The organism is Spirillospora sp. NPDC052269, assembly GCF_040679435.1.
GTDB lineage: Bacteria > Actinomycetota > Actinomycetes > Streptosporangiales > Streptosporangiaceae > Spirillospora.
The window spans coordinates 21,626-39,175 of the sequence record NZ_JBFAUU010000011.1; the positions used below are offsets into that span (position 1 = coordinate 21,626).

The 17,550-nt window shown below is 72.2% G+C and carries 14 protein-coding genes; all 14 read right to left on the reverse strand.

Going from position 1 to position 17,550, the window contains the following annotated elements:
* Positions 1 to 32 precede the first annotated feature (32 nt).
* Positions 33 to 1,718 (reverse strand): ATP-binding cassette domain-containing protein, encoded by a 1,686-nt coding sequence (locus AB0L06_RS23685; RefSeq protein WP_500233246.1) that lies wholly within the window; start codon positions 1,716 to 1,718, stop codon positions 33 to 35.
* Entirely contained in the window at positions 1,715 to 2,596 is an 882-nt protein-coding gene (locus tag AB0L06_RS23690; protein WP_500233247.1) for a Nif11-like leader peptide family natural product precursor, read from the reverse strand. The genes AB0L06_RS23685 and AB0L06_RS23690 overlap by 4 nt, the downstream gene beginning before the upstream one ends.
* A gap of 15 nt (positions 2,597 to 2,611) precedes the next feature.
* The gene (locus AB0L06_RS23695) at positions 2,612 to 5,797 is read right to left on the reverse strand and encodes a type 2 lanthipeptide synthetase LanM family protein (protein ID WP_500233530.1); all 3,186 of its coding nucleotides are present in this window, start codon (positions 5,795 to 5,797) and stop codon (positions 2,612 to 2,614) included.
* Between the two features lie 187 nt (positions 5,798 to 5,984).
* On the reverse strand, positions 5,985 to 6,224 hold the full coding sequence (locus AB0L06_RS23700) for a cinnamycin family lantibiotic (protein ID WP_500233248.1): 240 nt from the start codon (positions 6,222 to 6,224) through the stop codon (positions 5,985 to 5,987).
* Positions 6,225 to 6,265: 41 nt separating this feature from the next.
* Complete coding sequence (locus tag AB0L06_RS23705; RefSeq protein WP_500233249.1) at positions 6,266 to 6,640, reverse strand: DurN family substrate-assisted peptide maturase; 375 nt, start codon at positions 6,638 to 6,640, stop codon at positions 6,266 to 6,268.
* Positions 6,641 to 7,023: 383 nt separating this feature from the next.
* A complete protein-coding gene (locus AB0L06_RS23710) occupies positions 7,024 to 8,034 on the reverse strand; it encodes a LacI family DNA-binding transcriptional regulator (protein WP_500233250.1) in 1,011 nt (336 codons plus the stop codon).
* A 27-nt stretch (positions 8,035 to 8,061) separates the two neighbouring features.
* Entirely contained in the window at positions 8,062 to 9,441 is a 1,380-nt protein-coding gene (locus AB0L06_RS23715; RefSeq protein WP_500233531.1) for a GH1 family beta-glucosidase, read from the reverse strand.
* 11 nt (positions 9,442 to 9,452) lie between these two features.
* Positions 9,453 to 10,334: a carbohydrate ABC transporter permease gene (locus AB0L06_RS23720; protein WP_500233251.1), complete on the reverse strand. Its 882-nt coding sequence runs from the start codon at positions 10,332 to 10,334 to the stop codon at positions 9,453 to 9,455.
* On the reverse strand, positions 10,331 to 11,296 hold the full coding sequence (locus AB0L06_RS23725; protein ID WP_500233252.1) for a carbohydrate ABC transporter permease: 966 nt from the start codon (positions 11,294 to 11,296) through the stop codon (positions 10,331 to 10,333). Before AB0L06_RS23725 ends, AB0L06_RS23720 begins: the two co-directional genes overlap by 4 nt.
* A gap of 118 nt (positions 11,297 to 11,414) precedes the next feature.
* Positions 11,415 to 12,704 carry an ABC transporter substrate-binding protein gene (locus tag AB0L06_RS23730; RefSeq protein WP_500233253.1) on the reverse strand — a complete coding sequence of 430 codons (1,290 nt, stop codon included), beginning with the start codon at positions 12,702 to 12,704 and terminating at the stop codon, positions 11,415 to 11,417.
* Positions 12,705 to 12,851: 147 nt separating this feature from the next.
* Complete coding sequence (locus tag AB0L06_RS23735; RefSeq protein WP_500233254.1) at positions 12,852 to 13,907, reverse strand: LacI family DNA-binding transcriptional regulator; 1,056 nt, start codon at positions 13,905 to 13,907, stop codon at positions 12,852 to 12,854.
* Positions 13,908 to 14,112: 205 nt separating this feature from the next.
* Positions 14,113 to 15,696, reverse strand: coding sequence for a glycoside hydrolase family 13 protein (locus AB0L06_RS23740; protein WP_500233255.1), 1,584 nt, complete (start codon positions 15,694 to 15,696; stop codon positions 14,113 to 14,115).
* A gap of 43 nt (positions 15,697 to 15,739) precedes the next feature.
* A complete protein-coding gene (locus AB0L06_RS23745; RefSeq protein WP_500233256.1) occupies positions 15,740 to 16,555 on the reverse strand; it encodes a carbohydrate ABC transporter permease in 816 nt (271 codons plus the stop codon).
* Complete coding sequence (locus AB0L06_RS23750; protein WP_500233257.1) at positions 16,552 to 17,535, reverse strand: carbohydrate ABC transporter permease; 984 nt, start codon at positions 17,533 to 17,535, stop codon at positions 16,552 to 16,554. Before AB0L06_RS23750 ends, AB0L06_RS23745 begins: the two co-directional genes overlap by 4 nt.
* Between the last annotated feature and the right edge of the window lie 15 nt (positions 17,536 to 17,550).

Consider the following 17,550-nt stretch of genomic DNA (forward strand, 5'->3'; position numbering starts at 1 on the left):
AAAAGGGGCCGGGGCGTCCGGGACGCCCGGGATCAGTCGGCGCGGGAGAAGCGGCGGGCCGACCAGGCGAGCGGGACGAGCGCGAGCAGCACGAGCAGCGCCCACTCGGCGACGATCGGCGGGTGCCAGCCGCCGATCGTGAGCGGACGGAACAGGTTCGGCGGCGCGGACGGCAGCCGGGACGCGACCGTGCGGCGCAGCGCGTCCACCGCGTAGGTGAGCGGGTCGGCGAGGGCGAGGGCGCGCAGCCAGGCGGGCAGGCCCGCGAGCGGGAACATCGCGCCGGACAGGAAGGTCAGCGGCGCGATCAGCACCGACATGGCCGTCCCGTAGGTGGGCGGGCGCCGGACGAACGTCGCGGCCAGCACGCCGCAGGCCGTCATCGTCAGCGACGTCAGCGCGAGCTGCGCGGCGAGCATCACGATGAGCGCCGGATCGGCCGGGACGCCGATGAGGGGCCCGGCGACGAGCAGCAGTGTTCCCTGGACGGTCGCGATGGTCGCGCCGCCCAGGCACTTGCCGAGCAGCAGCGACTCGCGCCGGACCGGTCCGGCCAGCATCTCCCGCAGGAACCCCGCCTGCCTCTCCCACAGCAGGGACGCGCCGACCGCCGCGGCGGGGCCGAGCGCGGCCGTGACGAGCGCGCCCGAGAAGACGAACAGCTGGTACGAGCCGCGTCCGCCCCCCGCCATCAGCTGGGACAGCCCGACTCCGAGGATGAACAGGAACAGCAGCGGCTGCACCATCGCCAGCAGCGCCCCGCCACCCTCCCGGCGATAGATGAGCAGGTCGCGCCGCCACACCATGCGGACGGCCCGGAGCTCCGCCGCCAGCCGCCGCGCCGGGGGGAGGGACGTGTCCTCCGGCTTGACCGGCGAGGCCCCTGGGCCGGAGGGCGTTCCGAGCGCCGGGTCGTCGTGCAGCGGACGGCCCGTGTGGTGCAGGAACACCTCGTCCAGGGACGGCGGGTCCGCGCCGGGCGAGGTCAGCTCGGCCTTCAGCTCGGCGGGGGAGCCCTGCGCGACGATCCGCCCGGCGTCGATGATCGCGACCCGGTCGCACTGCTCCGCCTCGTCCAGGTAGTGCGTGGTGAGGAAGATCGTGACGGCCTCGCGCTCCCGGACGGCCCGCAGGTGCTCCCAGACTCGTGCGCGCGCGTGGGGGTCGAGGCCGAGCGTCGGCTCGTCCAGGACGATCAGGCGCGGCCGGTGCAGCAGCGCGCGGGCGATCTCGAGGCGGCGGCGCATCCCGCCGGAGAACGTCCCGACGATCCGGTCGCGCTCCGCGGCCAGGCCGACCAGGTCGAGCGCGCGGTCGACGCGCTCGGGGATCAGCTCCGGCGGCACGTCGTACAGGTCGGCGTGGAAGCGCAGGTTCTCGGCGGCGGTCAGGCCCAGGTCGAGCGTGGACTCCTGGAACACCAGGCCGATCCGGCGGCGCGCCTCCAGTGGGTCGGCGAGCGTGTCGTGCCCGGCGATCGCGACCCGGCCGCCGGTCGGCCGGGTCAGCGCGCACAGCATCGCGATCGTGGTGGACTTGCCCGCGCCGTTCGGGCCGAGGAACGCGAAGCACTCCCCGGCGGCGACCGACAGGTCCACGCCGTCCACGGCGACGACGTCCCCGTACCGCTTGCGCAGCCCGGACGCGGCGATCGCGGGTGGGGCGGCAGCGGCGTCCGCCGGGTCCGCCGCGTCCGGGAGGGCGGGGGGCGCGGTCACGCGGCGGCCTCCAGCGCGGCCTTCCAGTGGTCGGGGACGACGAAGCCGAAGCTCCACCGGTGCCGCTCGGTCGGGTTCACGATGCAGTGCCAGAACAGCCGCTCCGGCTCCTGCTCGATCCGGAAGAACCGCGCCATGCGCGGCCGCTCCCGCAGCGTGACCAGCTCGTCCGTGCCGGGCTTCTGGTACCGGAAGAACGAGGTGCCGGACGGGTCGGCGAAGTCGTCGTCGAAGTCGATCAGGTACATCCGCCAGCCGGGCTGGTCCTCGTTGGTGTGCCAGAGCCGGTAGGACGACGGCGGGTACCACATGCTCCCGGAGAACCGGACCTCCGGACCGAACACCTTCTCCAGGGCCCCGACCAGCCGGACCTTGGCGTCCAGGTAGGACTCGTAGCCGGGGTGGGTCACATGGTCGTCCAGGTTGACCAGGTGGAAGTCGCGCCGGTCGCCGGGCACGGGCCTGACGCCGGCCCGCCAGCGCCGGTACTCCGGGCCGCTCGGCGCCACGTCGGTGGACGCCAGGTCGGCCGGGTCGAACGCGTCCCCGAACCGGTCCAGGTTCACCGACGGCGGACGGATCTTGACCAGCGGCAGCAGTTCGAGCACCTCGGCGAAGCCGGGCAGGTCGTCCAGCATGTACTCGGAGTGCAGCACGGACGTTTCGGCGGACGGACCGCCGGGCCCGCCGTCCGGCTTCTCGGGCCCGTCGACCGAGGCGGTGGACACGGCGGCGAGGTCGGGGACGGAGAACTCGTACCCGTGGCGGCGGCCGAGCCGGATCAGCTCCTCCACCCCGGTCATCGCCCGCATCCGCAGCGCGAGGTCGGGATCGGTTCCGACGGCGTGCATGAACTCCTGGCAGGCGTCTACGGACATTCTCGTCATCACTCCTCAGGGGCGGGTGGGCGGGTCGAGCAGCAGCACCGACGGAACGTGGTCGGGACGGGCCAGCCGCAGGAAGTGCTGGCCGAAGCCCGCCATGCCGAGCATGAGTCCCGGGAAGAACCCCGACTCGGGACCGGGCCGGGCCTCGGCGAGGTTCCGCCACTGGTTCTGCGCGTGCAGGTTGGCCTCCACCCGGTACGCGGGCTCCTCGCACAGCAGGGCGTGCCGCAGCAGCAGTTCGGCGTTCCCGGACCTGCCGTGGCAGAGCGAGTCGTTCATCAGCCGGGGGAAGTTGCGGACGGTCGCGACCAGCCCGCGGGTGGCGCCGCGGAGCACGTCCTCGTCCTCGCGGCCGAGGAGGTCCCAGGTCGCGAGGCGGGCCAGCCCGATCCCGGCCGCGCCGTTGCACCACGCGTTGGCGAAGTGCCGGTCGTTCCAGATCGGGCCGCCGGGCGTGGACCGCAGGTCGTACCAGTCCTGGACGAGCTCGTCGAAGTGCCGGTCCTCGTAGGCGAAGGCTCGGTGGGCGGCCTCGACGTAGGAGTCCTTGCCGAGGCGCGCGCCGAGCATCGCCAGCGCCCAGCCGACGCCGCCCGCGCCGTGCGCGAAGCCGGTGAGGTCGGCCAGCGTCGCGCCGTCGTCGCCCGGCCAGGACAGGGCGTCGCCGTCGGCGTTCGCCGTCTTCAGCAGGTGCTCGGCGCAGCGCTCCGCGAGGTCCGCGCCGTGCCCGCCGGTCGCGTCGGCCAGCCCGAGCAGGACGGGGATGAGGCCCGCGACGCCGAAGTAGACGTCCAGGCGCTCGTCGCGCTCGACGCTCGGGGCGAGGTCGCCCGCGAGGGCCACGGCCTGGTCGAGCAGCTCCCGCTCGTCCCACAGCCGGTGCAGGTGGACGAGCGTGTAGATCAGCCCGCCGATGCCGGGGTACGTGCCGATCCGTCCGGGGTCGGTGTGCTCCAGCGCGTGGGCGAGGGCGAGCCGCGCGGTGCGCTCGTACTCCGGACGCGGGCTCAGGTCGTTGAGGTAGCCGAGGAACAGGGCGACGCCGGCCGACCCGTTGTAGAGGTCGGCCTCGATGTCCACCTCCTCGTGGCCGTCCCGCGTGACGACGAAGGACGTCCAGGGCGCTCCGGTGACCCGCGCCTCCGAGCACAGCCGCATCGCGACGGCCTCGGCCTGCTCCAGGCAGGTCGCGGCGAAGTCCTCGCTGCTCACGTCGCCGCCGGAGAGCCCGGCGGAGATGTACTGGCGCTGCCTGCGGCGGTTCTCCTCGGTCAGCGCCGTGATCCGCTCGGCCGCGATGTCCAGCGGCGCCCCGGCCAGCCGGATCGGGACGGCCGGGCCGTGGTCGTGCGTCACCCGGTCGGCCTCGGCGGCGGTGTCGAACAGCGGGACGTCCAGCCGCCACATGGACTCGGCCTCGCGGTCCGGGCAGGCCAGGTCGTGGTCCCAGACGCGCGGGAAGTGTCGGACGGTGTCGATCAGCAGGTCGACCTCGATCGGGTCCATCAGGCACCGCGGATGCCGGGCGGCCAGCAGCAGCTGCGCGTAGATCTGCGTGCTCCAGTTGAGGAACCGGACGCGCGCCCCGCCGAACAGCTCCCGCACGACCCGGACCGCGTCCTCACCGCCCCGGGCGAACCACTGGTAGACCGCGTCGAACCCGGCGCCGACGTCCTCGGCGAAGTCCTCGGCCCGGGTGATCTCGCCGTCGACGAACACCCGGTTGTTCGCGCCCGGGTCGACCAGCAGGCCGGACACGTGCCGGACGGACGCGGCGAACGACGGGCCCCGGTCGTCCAGCTGCGGGACGCCGACCGGCATCTCGTACGCGCCGCCGCCCGCGTAGCCGGAGAGCCGCATCGAGCCCTCGGCGGCGCCGCGTCCGGACGGCCACTCGATCAGGCCCGTCCGGAACACCGAGTCCATGACGGTGCCCGCCCCGTCCGGACGCTCGCCGGGGACGGCCCCGAGGATCGTCTCGCCGTCGCAGATGAAGGCGTGCCCGCCCGCGACCAGGATGTTCTCGAAGTGCAGGTCACCGCCGCCGAGCACGTAGAACAGCGCCAAGTACCCGCCGAGCTCGGCATGGACGGCGGCCGCGGCGGCCCGGTCCGCGACGTGGTTGCGGCCGGATGGGATGAACGCCTCGTAGCCGTAGCCGTCCCGCGGCAGGACGGGCCGGGAGGCGAAGTCGAGCGCGCCGTCGGTGCGCAGCCGGTCCAGCAGGCCCTGGAGCGCGGCCTCGCCGTGGACGCTGCGCGGCTTGTAGACGAGCTTCTCCGGACCGTCCGCCGTCTCGATGTCGAGGATCACCACGCTGCGCGCGCCGGCGTGGTCGTCGCCCAGGCCGAGGGCCGCGCCCCGCACCGCCGTGACCGGCGTGCCGTAGAACGCCGAACCGACGTCCGCCGCGTCCGCGCGCAGCCGTTCCACCAGCTCGCGGCCGTGTTCGGCGAGCAGCGCGGTCACCAGGGCGAGCCAGCGCCCGAGGACGGGGAAGTCCAGGAAGAACCGGTGATGCCCCTCGGGGCCGGAGAACGTCGAGTCGAGGTGCGCGGTGAAGTCGGCGGCGGACGCGGCCTCCGGGTCGATGCCCTGCTGCGCGCAGTACGCCTTCGCGTCGGTCTCCACCGCCCAGGCCACCGCCAGCCGGAACCGGGCGAGCAGCCGCTCCTGGAACCCGGTCACGAACCGCCGGTCGAACACCGGCGCGCCGCCGCTCTCAGCGAGGACGGCGCTGAGTCGGCGGTCGAGCTCGGCGAGGAAGGGCGCGCAGACGATGGCGTGCCTGCCGTACAGCACCTCGGGATCGCGCCACCAGAGCCCGTCGCCGGACGCCGCGTCGTCGCGCGGGCCGTCGAGCGCCGCCCGGTACGTCGGCAGCCATTCGGCGGCCAGCTCCTCCAGCAACCGGCCGAAGGGCGAGCCGGCGGACGCGAGGAGCAGCTCGTGCCGCCGGTAGGCGGTCAGGAGGGCGGCCAGGTCGTCGCGTTCGTGATCGTCGCGTCCGGGCAGGTCGCGCCGCTTCGCCTGCGCTCCGCGCTCGGCCAGCTTGCGCGCCTGCCGATCGGCCAGCCAGGTGTCGAACTCGCCGAGGGCGGGCGGGTCCGGCGGCGGGCCGAGCGCGTCCACCACCCGCCGCCGTTCGGCCAGGTTGGCTGCGCGGGCTGCGAGGTCGAGGCGGTGCTCCATCACGTACGGGTGCTCCTCGGGAGGGGACGGACGGGCAGGCGGACGGGCGCGGGCGGACGGGGGACGGGGGACGGGGGACGGTGGGCCGACCTCGGTCGGCCCACCGTCAGCACACTCGGCCGGCGGTCAGACCGCGGACCGCATGGACGGGGCCTGGCACATCACCATGGACATGCCGGCCCCGCCGTCAGCCGGCCTTGGTGGTGCCGTCGCAGACGACCGTGAAGGGACCCGAACTGCACGTCGACGCGCAGGCGTAGATGTCCATGGCCGCGACGCCCTCGGTCCAGTACCCGAGCGCGTCGGCGTCCGGCTGCTCGACGCCCTCGGGCACAGCGGTGACACCGAAGTCGGTCGGCCGCTCCAGCAGTTCGCTGCGGAAGTCGGCGTCGGCGGCGGCGTACCGCAGAATGGACGTGGGGGGCATTGAATCCTCCTTGTCGATGTTTCTTGCCTGCAGATTTTCGGCTAGCCGTTCATCTCGGTGGCCAGTCGAATTCCAATGAGCTTCTCGATGGCGTGGATCTCCTCCACGGCGGTCACCATCTCGGTGATGTTGTTCTGCCAGGCGGCAACCTCCACTTCGTCGGGGGTCAGTGCGGCCGGATCCCAGAAGGACTCCAGCCAGTCCTTGGTCTCCTGCGGGTGCACGCTCGGCGCCGGTTCCACACGCACCGCCATCGGGAGGGGGTCGAGCGTCAGAGCGCCGGCCAGCGCCTTCGCCAGTGGCCCGTCCTGCTTGAGCAGTGAGCACAGCACCAGAAGGTGCTGGATCTGCCGGACGGTATGGACGTTCCTGTGCTTGCTGACGTCGCTGGGCGGCTTCGGCCCGGTGCTCCACATCGCGTCTCCCGTGGTCTCCGGTGTCGTTTCCCGCAGGGGTTTTTGGCGGGGTTTTCGGTCCGGTCATCCCCGGCCGAGCGCCAGGTTAACAACGGTAAATGACACGGGTGAAGAGGTGGGTGGGCGAGGGTTTTATCGCGCGGGACGACGTTTGCCCCGCGAATTGTCGAGCAATTCGTGGACCTGTGGATCTGAGGGGTTGGGGCCGATATATCGGCGCCCCGGAGCGCGTGTGCGCAGGTGGCGAGGGGGACGCCGGAGCCCGGCCGGGCAGGGTGGGCCGGGTGGGCCGGGTGGTACGGGTGGGGACGACCGGACCGGGTGGGGCCGGGCGGGTCGGCAGCCCAGGCGGGTCAGCCGGCCGGTCGGCCGGGTGGAGCGGGTCAGCTGGACGCGCGGACGACCAGGTGCGGGGGGAGGATGACGACCGGCTCGTCCATCGGCTCGCCGTTGACCCGGGTCAGCAGCAGCCGGGTCATCTCGCGGCCCATCTCCTCGGCCGACTGGTGCACGGTGGTGAGCGGCGGGTCGGCGAGGGCCGCGGACGGCGAGTCCTCGAAGCCGACGACCGCGACGTCGGCCGGGACGGCCCGTCCGTGCCGCCGCAGCACCCGCATCGCGCCGAGCGCCATCGGGTCGTCCGCCGCGAAGATCGCGTCCAGGCCCGGGTCGAGCGCGAGCAGCTCCTCGGCCGCCGCGATCCCGCTGGCCTCGCTGAAGTCGCCGTGGACGACCAGCTCGGGCAGCCCGGCCTCGGCGAGCGCGGCGCGGTAGCCCGTCAGCCGGTCGATGCCGACGCCCATGTCCTGCGGCCCGGCGATGGTGGCGATGCGGCGGCGGCCCCGGCCGACCAGGTGCTCGACCGCCTGCCGCGCGCCGCTGCGGTTGTCGACGTCCACGTACGACACCGGCTCGAGGCCGGGCGGCCGGCCGCCGAGGACGGTCGGCACGCCGCTCGCCTCCAGCCGTCCGGGCAGCGGGTCCTCGGCGTGCAGGGAGGTGAGCAGCACGCCGTCCACGTGCTGCGGGGTCAGGTACTGCTCCAGCCGCTCGTACTCGGCGGGGGAGCGGGCGAGGGCGAGCAGCAGCTGCAGGCCGGTCTCGTTCAGCGCCGCGCTGACGCCGCGGATCATGCCCGCGAAGAACGGCTCGTCGAACAGCCGCAGCTCGGACTCGGCGACGACCAGCGCGACCGTCTCGGTGCGCCGGGTGACCAGGGCGCGGGCGGCCCGGTTCGGCACGTACCCGAGCTCGTCGATCGCGGCGAGCACCGCGTCCCGGGCGCGCGGGCTGACCCGCGGCGAGCCGTTGATCACCCGGGAGACGGTGCCGCGCCCGACCCCGGCCAGGGCGGCGACCTCCTCCAGGGTGGGGCGTGTTCCCCGTCCGGCCATCCCGCCCGCCCTCCCGTTTCGCCCCGTTTACTCGCGGTCCCCGAGCCCGCCCCGGCGGATCACCTCCGCGTACCAGCGCGCGCTGTCCTTGGGCGCGCGGCGCAACGTGGCGTAGTCGACGTGGACCAGCCCGAAGCGCCGTGAGTACCCCCACGCCCACTCGAAATTATCCAGCAGCGACCACGTGAAGTAGCCGCGAAGCGGGACGCCCGCGGAGATCGCGTCGTGGCAGGCGCGCAGATGGCCGTCCAGGTAGGCGATCCGCTCGGCGTCGTGGACCGTTCCGCCGGCCGGTTCCTCCTGGTAGCCCGCGCCGTTCTCGGTGACGCAGAGATCCACCGCCGGGTACTCCTCGTGCAGCCTGACCAGCACCTCCGTCAGCCCGGACGGGTCGATCTCCCAGCCCATCCCGGTCACCGGCCGCCCGGTGGACGGGAACCGCACGTGCCCGCTGCCGACCCACGGCGAGTGCTCGGCGAACGGCGACGACGCCGCCTGCGGCGCCGAGTCCGGATCGCCGCTGACGGTGTGCCGCGAGTAGTAGTTGACGCCGAGGTGCTCGATCGGCTGGTTGATGACCGCGAGATCGGCGTCCGGCGGCACGAACCCGAACCGCTCCACGTCCGCCAGGACGTCCTCGGGGTAGCGGCCGAGCAGCAGCGGATCCAGGAAGAACCGGTTCTGGAGGCCGTCCACGCGGCGCGCGGCGTCCACGTCGGCCTCCGCCTCGGACGCGGGCGAGATCGCGTACAGGTTCACGGCCGCGCCGAACCTGTTGTCCGGCCGCTGCGCCCGCATCGCCTGGACGGCCAGCCCGTGCCCCAGCATCAGGTGGTGCGCGGCGGACAGCGCGGCGGCCGGTTCACGGCGTCCGGGCGCGTGGTCGCCAGAGGCGTACCCGAGGAACGCCGCGCACCACGGCTCGTTCACCGTCAGCCAGTTCCTCACCCGGTCGCCGAGGACGAGGTGCGCCTGGGCCGCGTAGTCGGCGAAGCGGAACGCGGTGTCGCGGACGGGCCATCCGCCCGCGTCCTCCAGCGTCTGCGGCAGGTCCCAGTGGTAGAGGGTCGGCCAGGGCTCGATCCCGGCGTCCAGCAGCGCGTCCACGAGCCGGTCGTAGAACGCCAGGCCCTTGCCGCCGGGCGCCTCCGCGCGGGGCCAGGCCACCGAGAACCGGTACGCCTTCAGCCCCAGGTCGCGCATGATCGCCACGTCCTCGCGGAACCGGTTGTAGTGGTCGACCGCCACATCCCCGGTGTCGCCGCCCAGCACCGCGCCGGGGCGCCGGACGAAGGTGTCCCAGACCGACGGCACCCGGCCGTCCTCGTCCGTGGCGCCCTCCACCTGGTAGGCGGCCGTCGCCGCGCCCCACCGGAACCCGTCCGGGAAGGCGACGCCCCCGGTCATGTCGTGCCCGCTCATGCCTTGATCGCGCCTTCCATGATTCCTCCGATGATCTGGCGGCCGAACGCCACGAAGACCAGCAGCAGCGGCAGCACCGCGACCGACGTGCCGGCGAACATGAGCGTGTAGTCGTTGAAGTGGGCGTTCGCCAGGTTGTTGATGGACAGCTGGACGGTCGGGTTCTCCGGGTTCAGCACGGCCAGCGGCCACATGAAGTCGTTCCAGGTCTGCATGAACGTGAACAGGCCGAGCACGCCGGCGGCCGGGCGCAGCGCGGGCAGGACGACCCGCCAGTACACGCCGAACGTGGTGCAGCCGTCCACGCGGGCGGCCTCGACCAGCTCGTCCGGGACGGCCTGGGCGGCGTACTGCCGCATCATGAACACCCCGAACCCGGTGACCAGGAACGGGACGACCACCGCCTGGAGGTGGTTCTGCCAGCCCAGCCTCACCATGATCATGTAGAGCGGGATGATGCCCATCTGGACCGGGATCATCATCGTCGCCACGATCATGAGCAGCAGCGCGTTGCGGCCGCGGAAGCGCAGCTTGGCGAACGCGAACCCGGCCAGCGAGGCGAAGAACACCGTCGAGACCGTCACGCAGGACGACACGATCGCCGAGTTGAGCAGGCCCCTGGCGAAGTAGGCGTCCGGGTTGTCGAACAGCCGGTTCAGGTTGGAGCCGAGGTGGCCGCCCGGCACCACCGGCGGCGGGACGTTCGCGACCACGTCGTTGGTCCGCGTCGCGACCACGAACATCCAGTAGATCGGCGCCACCGACAGCACCACCGCCACCAGGAGCGTCAGGTACGTCAGCGGGCTGGCCTCCCAGAGGCCGTGCAGCCGCCGCGCGGTCGTCCGCGCGGGCCGGGACAGGGGAGCGGGGATCGTCATCTGGTGCCTCCCGCACGCCGGACGAACAGGAAGTTCAGCAGCGAGAACACGATGATGAGCAGGAACAGCGCCCAGGCGATCGCCGCGCCGTACCCGTACCGGTCGTGCCCGAACGCGCTGTCGTACATGTACATCGTCAGCGTCTGGAACTGGTGCGTCGCGCCGCCGTCCATCTTGTTGGACGTCCCGCTCCCGAACAGCACCGGCTCGGTGAACAGCTGCAGCCCGCCGATGGTCGAGATGATCACCGTGAACAGGATCGTCGGGCGCAGCAGCGGGACGGTGATCCGCCAGAACTGCCGCGTCCGGGACGCGCCGTCGATCGCGGCGGCCTCGTACAGGTCCTTCGGGATCGCCTGCATCGCGGCCAGGAAGATCAGCGCGTTGTAGCCCGTCCAGCGCCAGTCGACCATCACCGAGATCGCCGTCCACGACCAGGCGCGGTTCGTGTGCCAGTCGACGTGGCTGTGCAGGAGCCAGTTGACGAACCCGTAGTCGGTGTCGAAGAGCTGGCCGAACACGATCGCGACCGCCGCCATCGAGGTGATCAGCGGCGCGACCACCCCGATCCGGAACACCGTCGCGGCCCGCATCCGCCGGTTGAGCGCGTTGGCGAGCAGCAGCGCCAGCAGCAGCTGCGGGACGGTCGAGAGCGCGAAGATCCCGACCGTGTTCACCAGTGCGTGCCAGAACTGCTCGTCGCCGAACAGGTAGGTGTAGTTGCCGAAGCCCGCCCACTTCCGTGTCCCGGACGCCAGCCCCCAGTCGTGCAGCGACACCCACAGCGTGTAGACGAGCGGGTAGCCGCCGAAGACGAGGAAGACGAGGAAGAAGGGCGCGACGAACGCGTACGGGCTCGCCTTGACGTCGAGCCGCGCGAGGCGCGCCCGCCACCGGCCCGCCCGCGGCGCCCCGTCCGCCCGGGAGGCCGGACGGACGGGACGCGTGCCCACACTGGTCATCGGGAAGCCCTCCGCCAGGGGAAGGCGGCGGTCGACAGGGAGAGGGCTGCGGCCAGCCGAGGGAAGGCTGCGCTCGGCCGGGGGAGGGCTGCGCTCGGCCGGTCCGTGTCCACGCAGGTCACCGGGCGGCCTTCTTGGCCGCGTCGACGGCCTTCGCCCAGGCGTCCTCGGGCTTGACCTTGCCCTGGCCGACCGCGATCAGGACGTTCTCCACGGCCTGCCGGACGTCCTCGTTCTTCGGGCCGAGGTGGACCGGCTTCACCGAGGAGACCAGCTGCCCGAAGATCTTCCCGGTCGGCGCGCCGCTGAAGTAGTCGTTCGAGGCGCCGGAGACGGCCGGGTCCTGCTCGGCCTTCACGTTGGACGGGAAGGTGTCCTTGTCCTTGAACGCGCCGACCTGGCTCTGCGCGCTCGTCAGGTACTCGGCGAGCGCCGCGGCCTCCTTCTGGTGCTTGCTCTGCTTCGGGACGGCCAGCCAGGACCCGCCCCAGTAGCCCGCGCCGCCGGGCGTGGTCGCGACGTCCCACTTGCCCTTGCCGAAGTCGCCGGAGAACTGCTTGATGCCGCCGAGCATCCAGGACGGGCAGGGCACGGTCGCGAACGTGTCGCGCTTCAGCGCCGTCTGCCACGGCGGCGTGAAGATCGACATGTCCGCGGTCATCTTGTTCTGCTCGAACTTCAGCGTCGTGTCGAACGCCTGCTTGACGGCCGGGTTCGAGTCGAAGACGAGCTTGTCGTCCTTGTCGAAGAAGCTGTAGCCGGGGCCGCTGCCCGCGCTCTGCAGGACGGTCGCGCGCAGGACGGCGGTCGGGCCGTCCAGCCACTTGGCGCCGGAGACCTTGCCCTGGAACTTCTGGCCGGTGGCGAGGAACTGGTCCCAGGTCGGCCAGAGCTTGCCGACCTCGTCGCGGTCGGTGGGCAGGCCCGCCTTCTTGAACAGGTCCTTGCGGTAGCACATGGCGAGCGGGCCGACGTCGGTTCCGAGGCCGACCAGCTGAGAGCCGTCCGGGCTGAGCCCGTTCTGCCACTTCCAGGGCAGGAAGTCGGCCTGCATCGAGCGCGCGCCGAAGTCGAGGAGGTTGACGAACTTGGCGCGCTGCTGCATGTAGGTGGGCAGGATGCCCTCCTCCAGCGCGACCACGTCGCCCGCCCCGCTGCCGGTCGCGATCCACTGCTGGAGCCGCGGCTTGTAGTCGTCCAGCGAGGACACCTTGCGCTGCTTGACCGTGACGCCGGGATGCGCCTGCTCGAACCCCTTGTAGAGGGTCTCGTAGCCGAACTCGCCGAACACGTCGACGGTCAGCGTGAAGTTCTTGGCGGACGTGGAGTCGCCTCCGCCTCCGCATGCCGCCGCGAGGACGCCGGCCGCCGCCAGCACGGCCACGGCCCTCAGCCGGATACCCCTCATCGCAGGTCCCTCTCGTTCGTTCTGGGTGGGAGTGTGGGAGCGCTCCCACGAAGGAAAGAGCGTGACCCGGCTCACTGTCAATCCTCCGCAACGCAACCGTTACCAACGCGAACGCCCCGGCCTCTCGAGGCCGGGGCGTTCGCGGGGCTAGCCGACGAAGTGCTCCGGATCCGGCGGAGCGGGAACGGCGGGGGCCGGCGCCGGCGCCGTCGAGCTGCGAACGACCAGCTCAGGACGGTAGAGGAGCTCGGTGCGCGGCGGACGTCCGCCCCCGGCCTCCTCCAGCACCGTGCCCACCGCGGCCAGCGCCATCTCCCGCACCGACTGCCGGATCGTGGTGAGCGGCGGGTCCAGGTACGCGGTGAGCGGCGAGTCGTCGAAGCCGATGACCGACACGTCCTCCGGCACCCGCAGCCCGCGCTGGCGGGCGGCCCGGATCGCGCCGAGCGCCATGATGTCGTTGCCGCAGCAGATCGCCGTGCAGCCGCGGTCGAGCAGCTTCTGCGCGGCGGCGTGCCCGCCCTCGACGGTGTACATCGTGTTCACGACCAGGCCCTCGGTGTCCGCGCCCGGCCCGAGCAGCGTCTCCAGCCCGCGCAGGAACCCCTCGGTCTTGCGCCGGGTCGGGACGTACACGTCCTGCCCGATCGCGAGCCCGATCCGCCGGTGCCCGAGCGAGCCGAGGTAGGCGACGGCCGCCTCCAGCGACGCGACGTCGTCGTTGGACACGAACGGCGCGTCGATGTCCGGACGGTATCCGTTGACCAGCACGATCGGCAGGCCGCGCTCGGTCAGCCGCGCGTACCGCGCCGGGTCGGTGTTGGCGTTGGCGTGCAGGCCGTTGACGAAGATGACGCCCGCGACGCCGCGCTCGAGCAGCATCTCCAGGTACTCGTCCTCGTTCACGCCGCCCGGTGTCTGCGAGCAGAGCACCGCCATGTACCCGTGCCGGGCGAGCGCGCTCTCGATCACCTCGGCGAACGCCGGGAAGATCGGGTTGGTCAGCTCCGGGATGATCAGCCCGATCAGCCCGGCCCGCTGCTGCCGCAGCCGCGGCGGACGCTCGTACCCGAGCACGTCCAGCGCGGCGAGCACCGCCTGCCGGGTCGCCGCCGAAACGCCGGGGCGCCCGTTGAGGACGCGGCTGACCGTCGCCTCGCTGACCCCCGCGTGCTCGGCGATATCGGCCAGCCGCGTCGTCATCGGATCCCCCCGTGGATACTCCGCCCTTCAGGGCGGGCTGGTGCGGCCGCGAAGTGATCGTGGCCGACCGCTTCTTCCCTTGTACGAACTGTGCTCCACTCGCGGTGGCCTCGCCGAGGCCATGCCGCCGCGCGCCCGCATCCGGACGTGCGGCCGCGCCTGAGACCCTCCCCCCGAACGGGGGGAGAGCGTCAAGGTCACGAACCTACCTCCACCACACCGCCGTGTCGGAGGGCAGGAGGAGGGAGCCGTCGGCGTCGCGGGTGACGGGGGCGCTGGACAGCAGCGGCTCGCCGGCGGCGGGGATGCGGACCGGCTCGGCGGCGGTGTTGACCGCGCAGTGCACGGACGAGCCGTCGGTCGCCGTGCGGGTGAAGGCGAGGGCGCCGTCCGGGACGTCCAGCCAGGTCAGCGTGCCGTCGCCGAGCGCCGGCTCGGCGTGCCGGATGCGCAGGGCCGCCTTGTAGAGGGAGAGCGTCGAGTCCGGGTCGCCCTCCTCGGCGGCGACGGTCAGCGTGCGCCACGCCGGGGGCATCGGCAGCCAGGTGGACGGGCCGCCCGTGAACCCGAACGGGGGCTCGTCGCCGCTCCACGGGACCGGGACGCGGCAGCCGTCGCGGCCGTCCTCCTCACCGCGTCCGGCCTGCGGGTCCTTGCGGAACTCCGCGGGCAGGTCGAGGACCTCGGGCAGGCCCAGCTCCTCGCCCTGGTAGACGTAGGCGGAGCCGGGCAGCGCGAGCGTGAGCAGCGCGGCGGCGCGGGCGCGGCGCAGGCCGGCCTCGCCGTCGCCGAACCGGGTGACGTGCCGCTTGACGTCGTGGTTCGACAGCACCCAGGTGGCGGGCGCGTCCCCGGCCGCGCGCAGCGTCTCGTCGATGACGTCGCGCAGCTTCGCCGCCTCGAAGGGCGAGCCGAGGTAGTGGAAGTTGAACGCCTGGTGCAGCTCGTCCGGGCGGGTGTACTTCGCGAGCCGGGAGATGTCCGGGGCCCACGCCTCGGCGACGGCCATCCGGTCGCCCGGGTAGGTGTCGAGCAGCTTGCGCCAGGAGCGGTGGATCTCGTGGACGCCGTCCTGGTCGAAGTAGGGCAGGGGAGCGTGGCCGAGCATCGCGGCCTGGCCCGTGTGGCCGACGTCGGGGAGGCCCTCGGCCTTGATCATGGCGTGCGCGACGTCGACCCGGAAGCCGTCCACGCCGAGGTCCAGCCAGAACCGCAGGATGTCCTCGAACTCGGCGCGGACGGCCGGGTTCTCCCAGTTCAGGTCGGGCTGTCCGGGGTCGAACAGGTGCAGGTACCACTGCCCGTCGGGCAGTCGCGTCCATGCCGGGCCGCCGAACACCGACTCCCAGTCGTTCGGCGGCTCGGAGCCGTCCGCGCCGCGTCCGTCGCGGATGACGTAGCGGTCCCGCTCGGGCGAGCCGGGCGCGGCGGCGCGGGCGGCCTGGAACCACGGGTGCAGGTCGGAGCTGTGGTTCGGCACGATGTCGACGATGATGCGCAGGTCGTGCGCGTGCGCGTCGGCGATGAGGGCGCGCGCGTCGTCCAGGGTTCCGAACAGCGGGTCCACGTCGCGGTAGTCGGCGACGTCGTAGCCGAAGTCGGCCATGGGCGAGACGTAGAACGGGGTGACCCACAGCGCGTCCACGCCCAGGTCGGCCAGGTACGGCAGCCGGGAGCGGATGCCCGCCAGGTCGCCGATGCCGTCGCCGTTCGCGTCCGCGAAGCTGCGCACGTACACCTGGTAGATCACCGCGTCGCGCCACCAGGCGGTGGTCGGCGTGTCGGTCATGTCGTCCCTTCGGGTCACGTGAAGCGAAAACGTTGGTGGGGTGCTACTTGACGCTGCCGGCGGTGAGGCCCGCGACGATCTTTCGCTGGAAGATGAGGACGACCAGGATGAGCGGGACGGTCACGACCACGCCCGCCGCCATCTGCGTGCCGAACGGCTGGTCCATGCCGGCCACGCCGCTGAACTTGGAGATCGCGACCGTCGCGGTCTGCATCTCCTTGCGGTTGACCATCGACAGCGCGATGAGGAACTCGTTCCACGCCGCGATGAAGGTCAGGATCGCGGTGGTGAACACGCCGGGCGCTGCCAGCGGGACGATGATCTTCCGGAACGCCTGGCCGCGGGTGCAGCCGTCCACCATCGCGGCGTGCTCCAGCTCGAACGGCAGCTGGCGGAAGAACGCGGTGAGCAGCCACACCGACAGCGGCAGCGCGAAGCCGAGGCTCGGCACGATCATCGCCTGGTAGGTGTTGATCCAGTGGATGTCGGTGAACAGCTTCAGCAGCGGGACGAGCTGGGACACGCTCGGGAACATCGTCGTTCCGATGATCACGCCGAGGACGAGGTTCTTGAACCGGAACTCCAGCCTGGCCAGCGCGTACGCGGTGAACACGCCGACGATCAGCGTGATCACGGTGGTCGTCCCGGCGACGATGACGCTGTTCACCAGCGCCCGGCCGAAGTCGTTGTGCCCGCCGAACACCGCGCTGAAGTTCTTGGTCGAGACCGGCGACGGCACCGCCGAGTTGTCGAACTGGTCCTGGGGGCGCCGGAACGCCGAGACGAGCATCCAGTAGAAGGGCGCCAGGCAGTAGACCGCGACGGCGGCCAGGCCCAGGTAGGAGAGCGCGCGCTTCATCGCTTCGCCGCCTTCCGCACCTGCCGGGCCTCGCCGATGATGTCGGCGCCGAGGAGCTTCACGAACAGGTAGGCGATCAGGACGATGTAGGTGAACAGGATCGTCGAGTACGCCGCCGCGGATCCGTACCGCAGGTTCGTCGCCTCGGTCCAGGCGAGCATGGTCAGGGTCTCCACCGACTTCTGGTTGACGCCGACGAGGACGGCCGGCAGGTCGAACATGCGCAGCACGTCCAGCATCCGGAACAGGACGGCGACCAGGAGGGCGGGCTTGATCAGCGGCAGCGTCACGTAGACGAACCGCTGCCACACGCTCGCGCCGTCCACCTTCGCGGCCTCGTGCACCTCGCGCGGGATCATCTGGAGCCCGGCGAGCACGAGCAGGCCGATGAACGGGGACGTCTTCCAGACCTCGGCGATGATCACCGCGACCTTGGCGCTGAACCCGTCGGCCGTCCACAGCACCTGGTGGCCGATGACGGCGTTGGCCGCGCCGTCCGCCTGGAAGATCCACCGCCACAGCAGTCCGGAGATCGCGGTGGGGATCGCCCACGGGACCAGGATGCTGGCGCGGACGACCGACCGGCCGCGGAACGCCTGATGCATGATCAGTGCCATCCCGACGCCGATCAGCGTCTCCAGGACGACCGTGGTCACGGTGAAGAACGTGGTGTTGAAGAAGGCGTTCCAGAACGCGTCGGCGCTGTCGCCGTCGAAGATGGACGTGTAGTTGTCCACCCCGACGAACTTGCTGCCCTCGACGACGAAGCCGTTCGCGTCCAGTCCGTTGCCGCGCGTGTACAGCGACTCGCGCAGCCCGGAGAGGACCGGGTAGCCGACGACCAGGCCCAGGACGAGCAGGGTGGGGGAGAGCAGCAGCGCGGCCATCCGCCGCTCCCCGCGCCGCGCGCCACCGTGGTGGCGCGGGCGCGAGGAGCGGGCGGTGGCGCGCTGGGAGACTCCGCCGATCTCAGAGCTCACAGCACGGCTCACGGT

What these genes read in the sequence shown, in the direction of transcription:
- AB0L06_RS23690 (WP_500233247.1), bottom strand. Translation starts at nt 2,596, where the DNA reads ATGTCCGTAGACGCCTGCCAGGAGTTCATGCACGCCGTCGGAACCGAT.
- AB0L06_RS23695 (WP_500233530.1), bottom strand. Translation starts at nt 5,797, where the DNA reads ATGGAGCACCGCCTCGACCTCGCAGCCCGCGCAGCCAACCTGGCCGAA.
- AB0L06_RS23700 (WP_500233248.1), bottom strand. Translation starts at nt 6,224, where the DNA reads ATGCCCCCCACGTCCATTCTGCGGTACGCCGCCGCCGACGCCGACTTC.
- AB0L06_RS23705 (WP_500233249.1), bottom strand. Translation starts at nt 6,640, where the DNA reads ATGTGGAGCACCGGGCCGAAGCCGCCCAGCGACGTCAGCAAGCACAGG.
- AB0L06_RS23710 (WP_500233250.1), bottom strand. Translation starts at nt 8,034, where the DNA reads ATGGCCGGACGGGGAACACGCCCCACCCTGGAGGAGGTCGCCGCCCTG.
- AB0L06_RS23715 (WP_500233531.1), bottom strand. Translation starts at nt 9,441, where the DNA reads ATGACCGGGGGCGTCGCCTTCCCGGACGGGTTCCGGTGGGGCGCGGCG.
- AB0L06_RS23720 (WP_500233251.1), bottom strand. Translation starts at nt 10,334, where the DNA reads ATGACGATCCCCGCTCCCCTGTCCCGGCCCGCGCGGACGACCGCGCGG.
- AB0L06_RS23725 (WP_500233252.1), bottom strand. Translation starts at nt 11,296, where the DNA reads ATGACCAGTGTGGGCACGCGTCCCGTCCGTCCGGCCTCCCGGGCGGAC.
- AB0L06_RS23730 (WP_500233253.1), bottom strand. Translation starts at nt 12,704, where the DNA reads ATGAGGGGTATCCGGCTGAGGGCCGTGGCCGTGCTGGCGGCGGCCGGC.
- AB0L06_RS23735 (WP_500233254.1), bottom strand. Translation starts at nt 13,907, where the DNA reads ATGACGACGCGGCTGGCCGATATCGCCGAGCACGCGGGGGTCAGCGAG.
- AB0L06_RS23740 (WP_500233255.1), bottom strand. Translation starts at nt 15,696, where the DNA reads ATGACCGACACGCCGACCACCGCCTGGTGGCGCGACGCGGTGATCTAC.
- AB0L06_RS23745 (WP_500233256.1), bottom strand. Translation starts at nt 16,555, where the DNA reads ATGAAGCGCGCGCTCTCCTACCTGGGCCTGGCCGCCGTCGCGGTCTAC.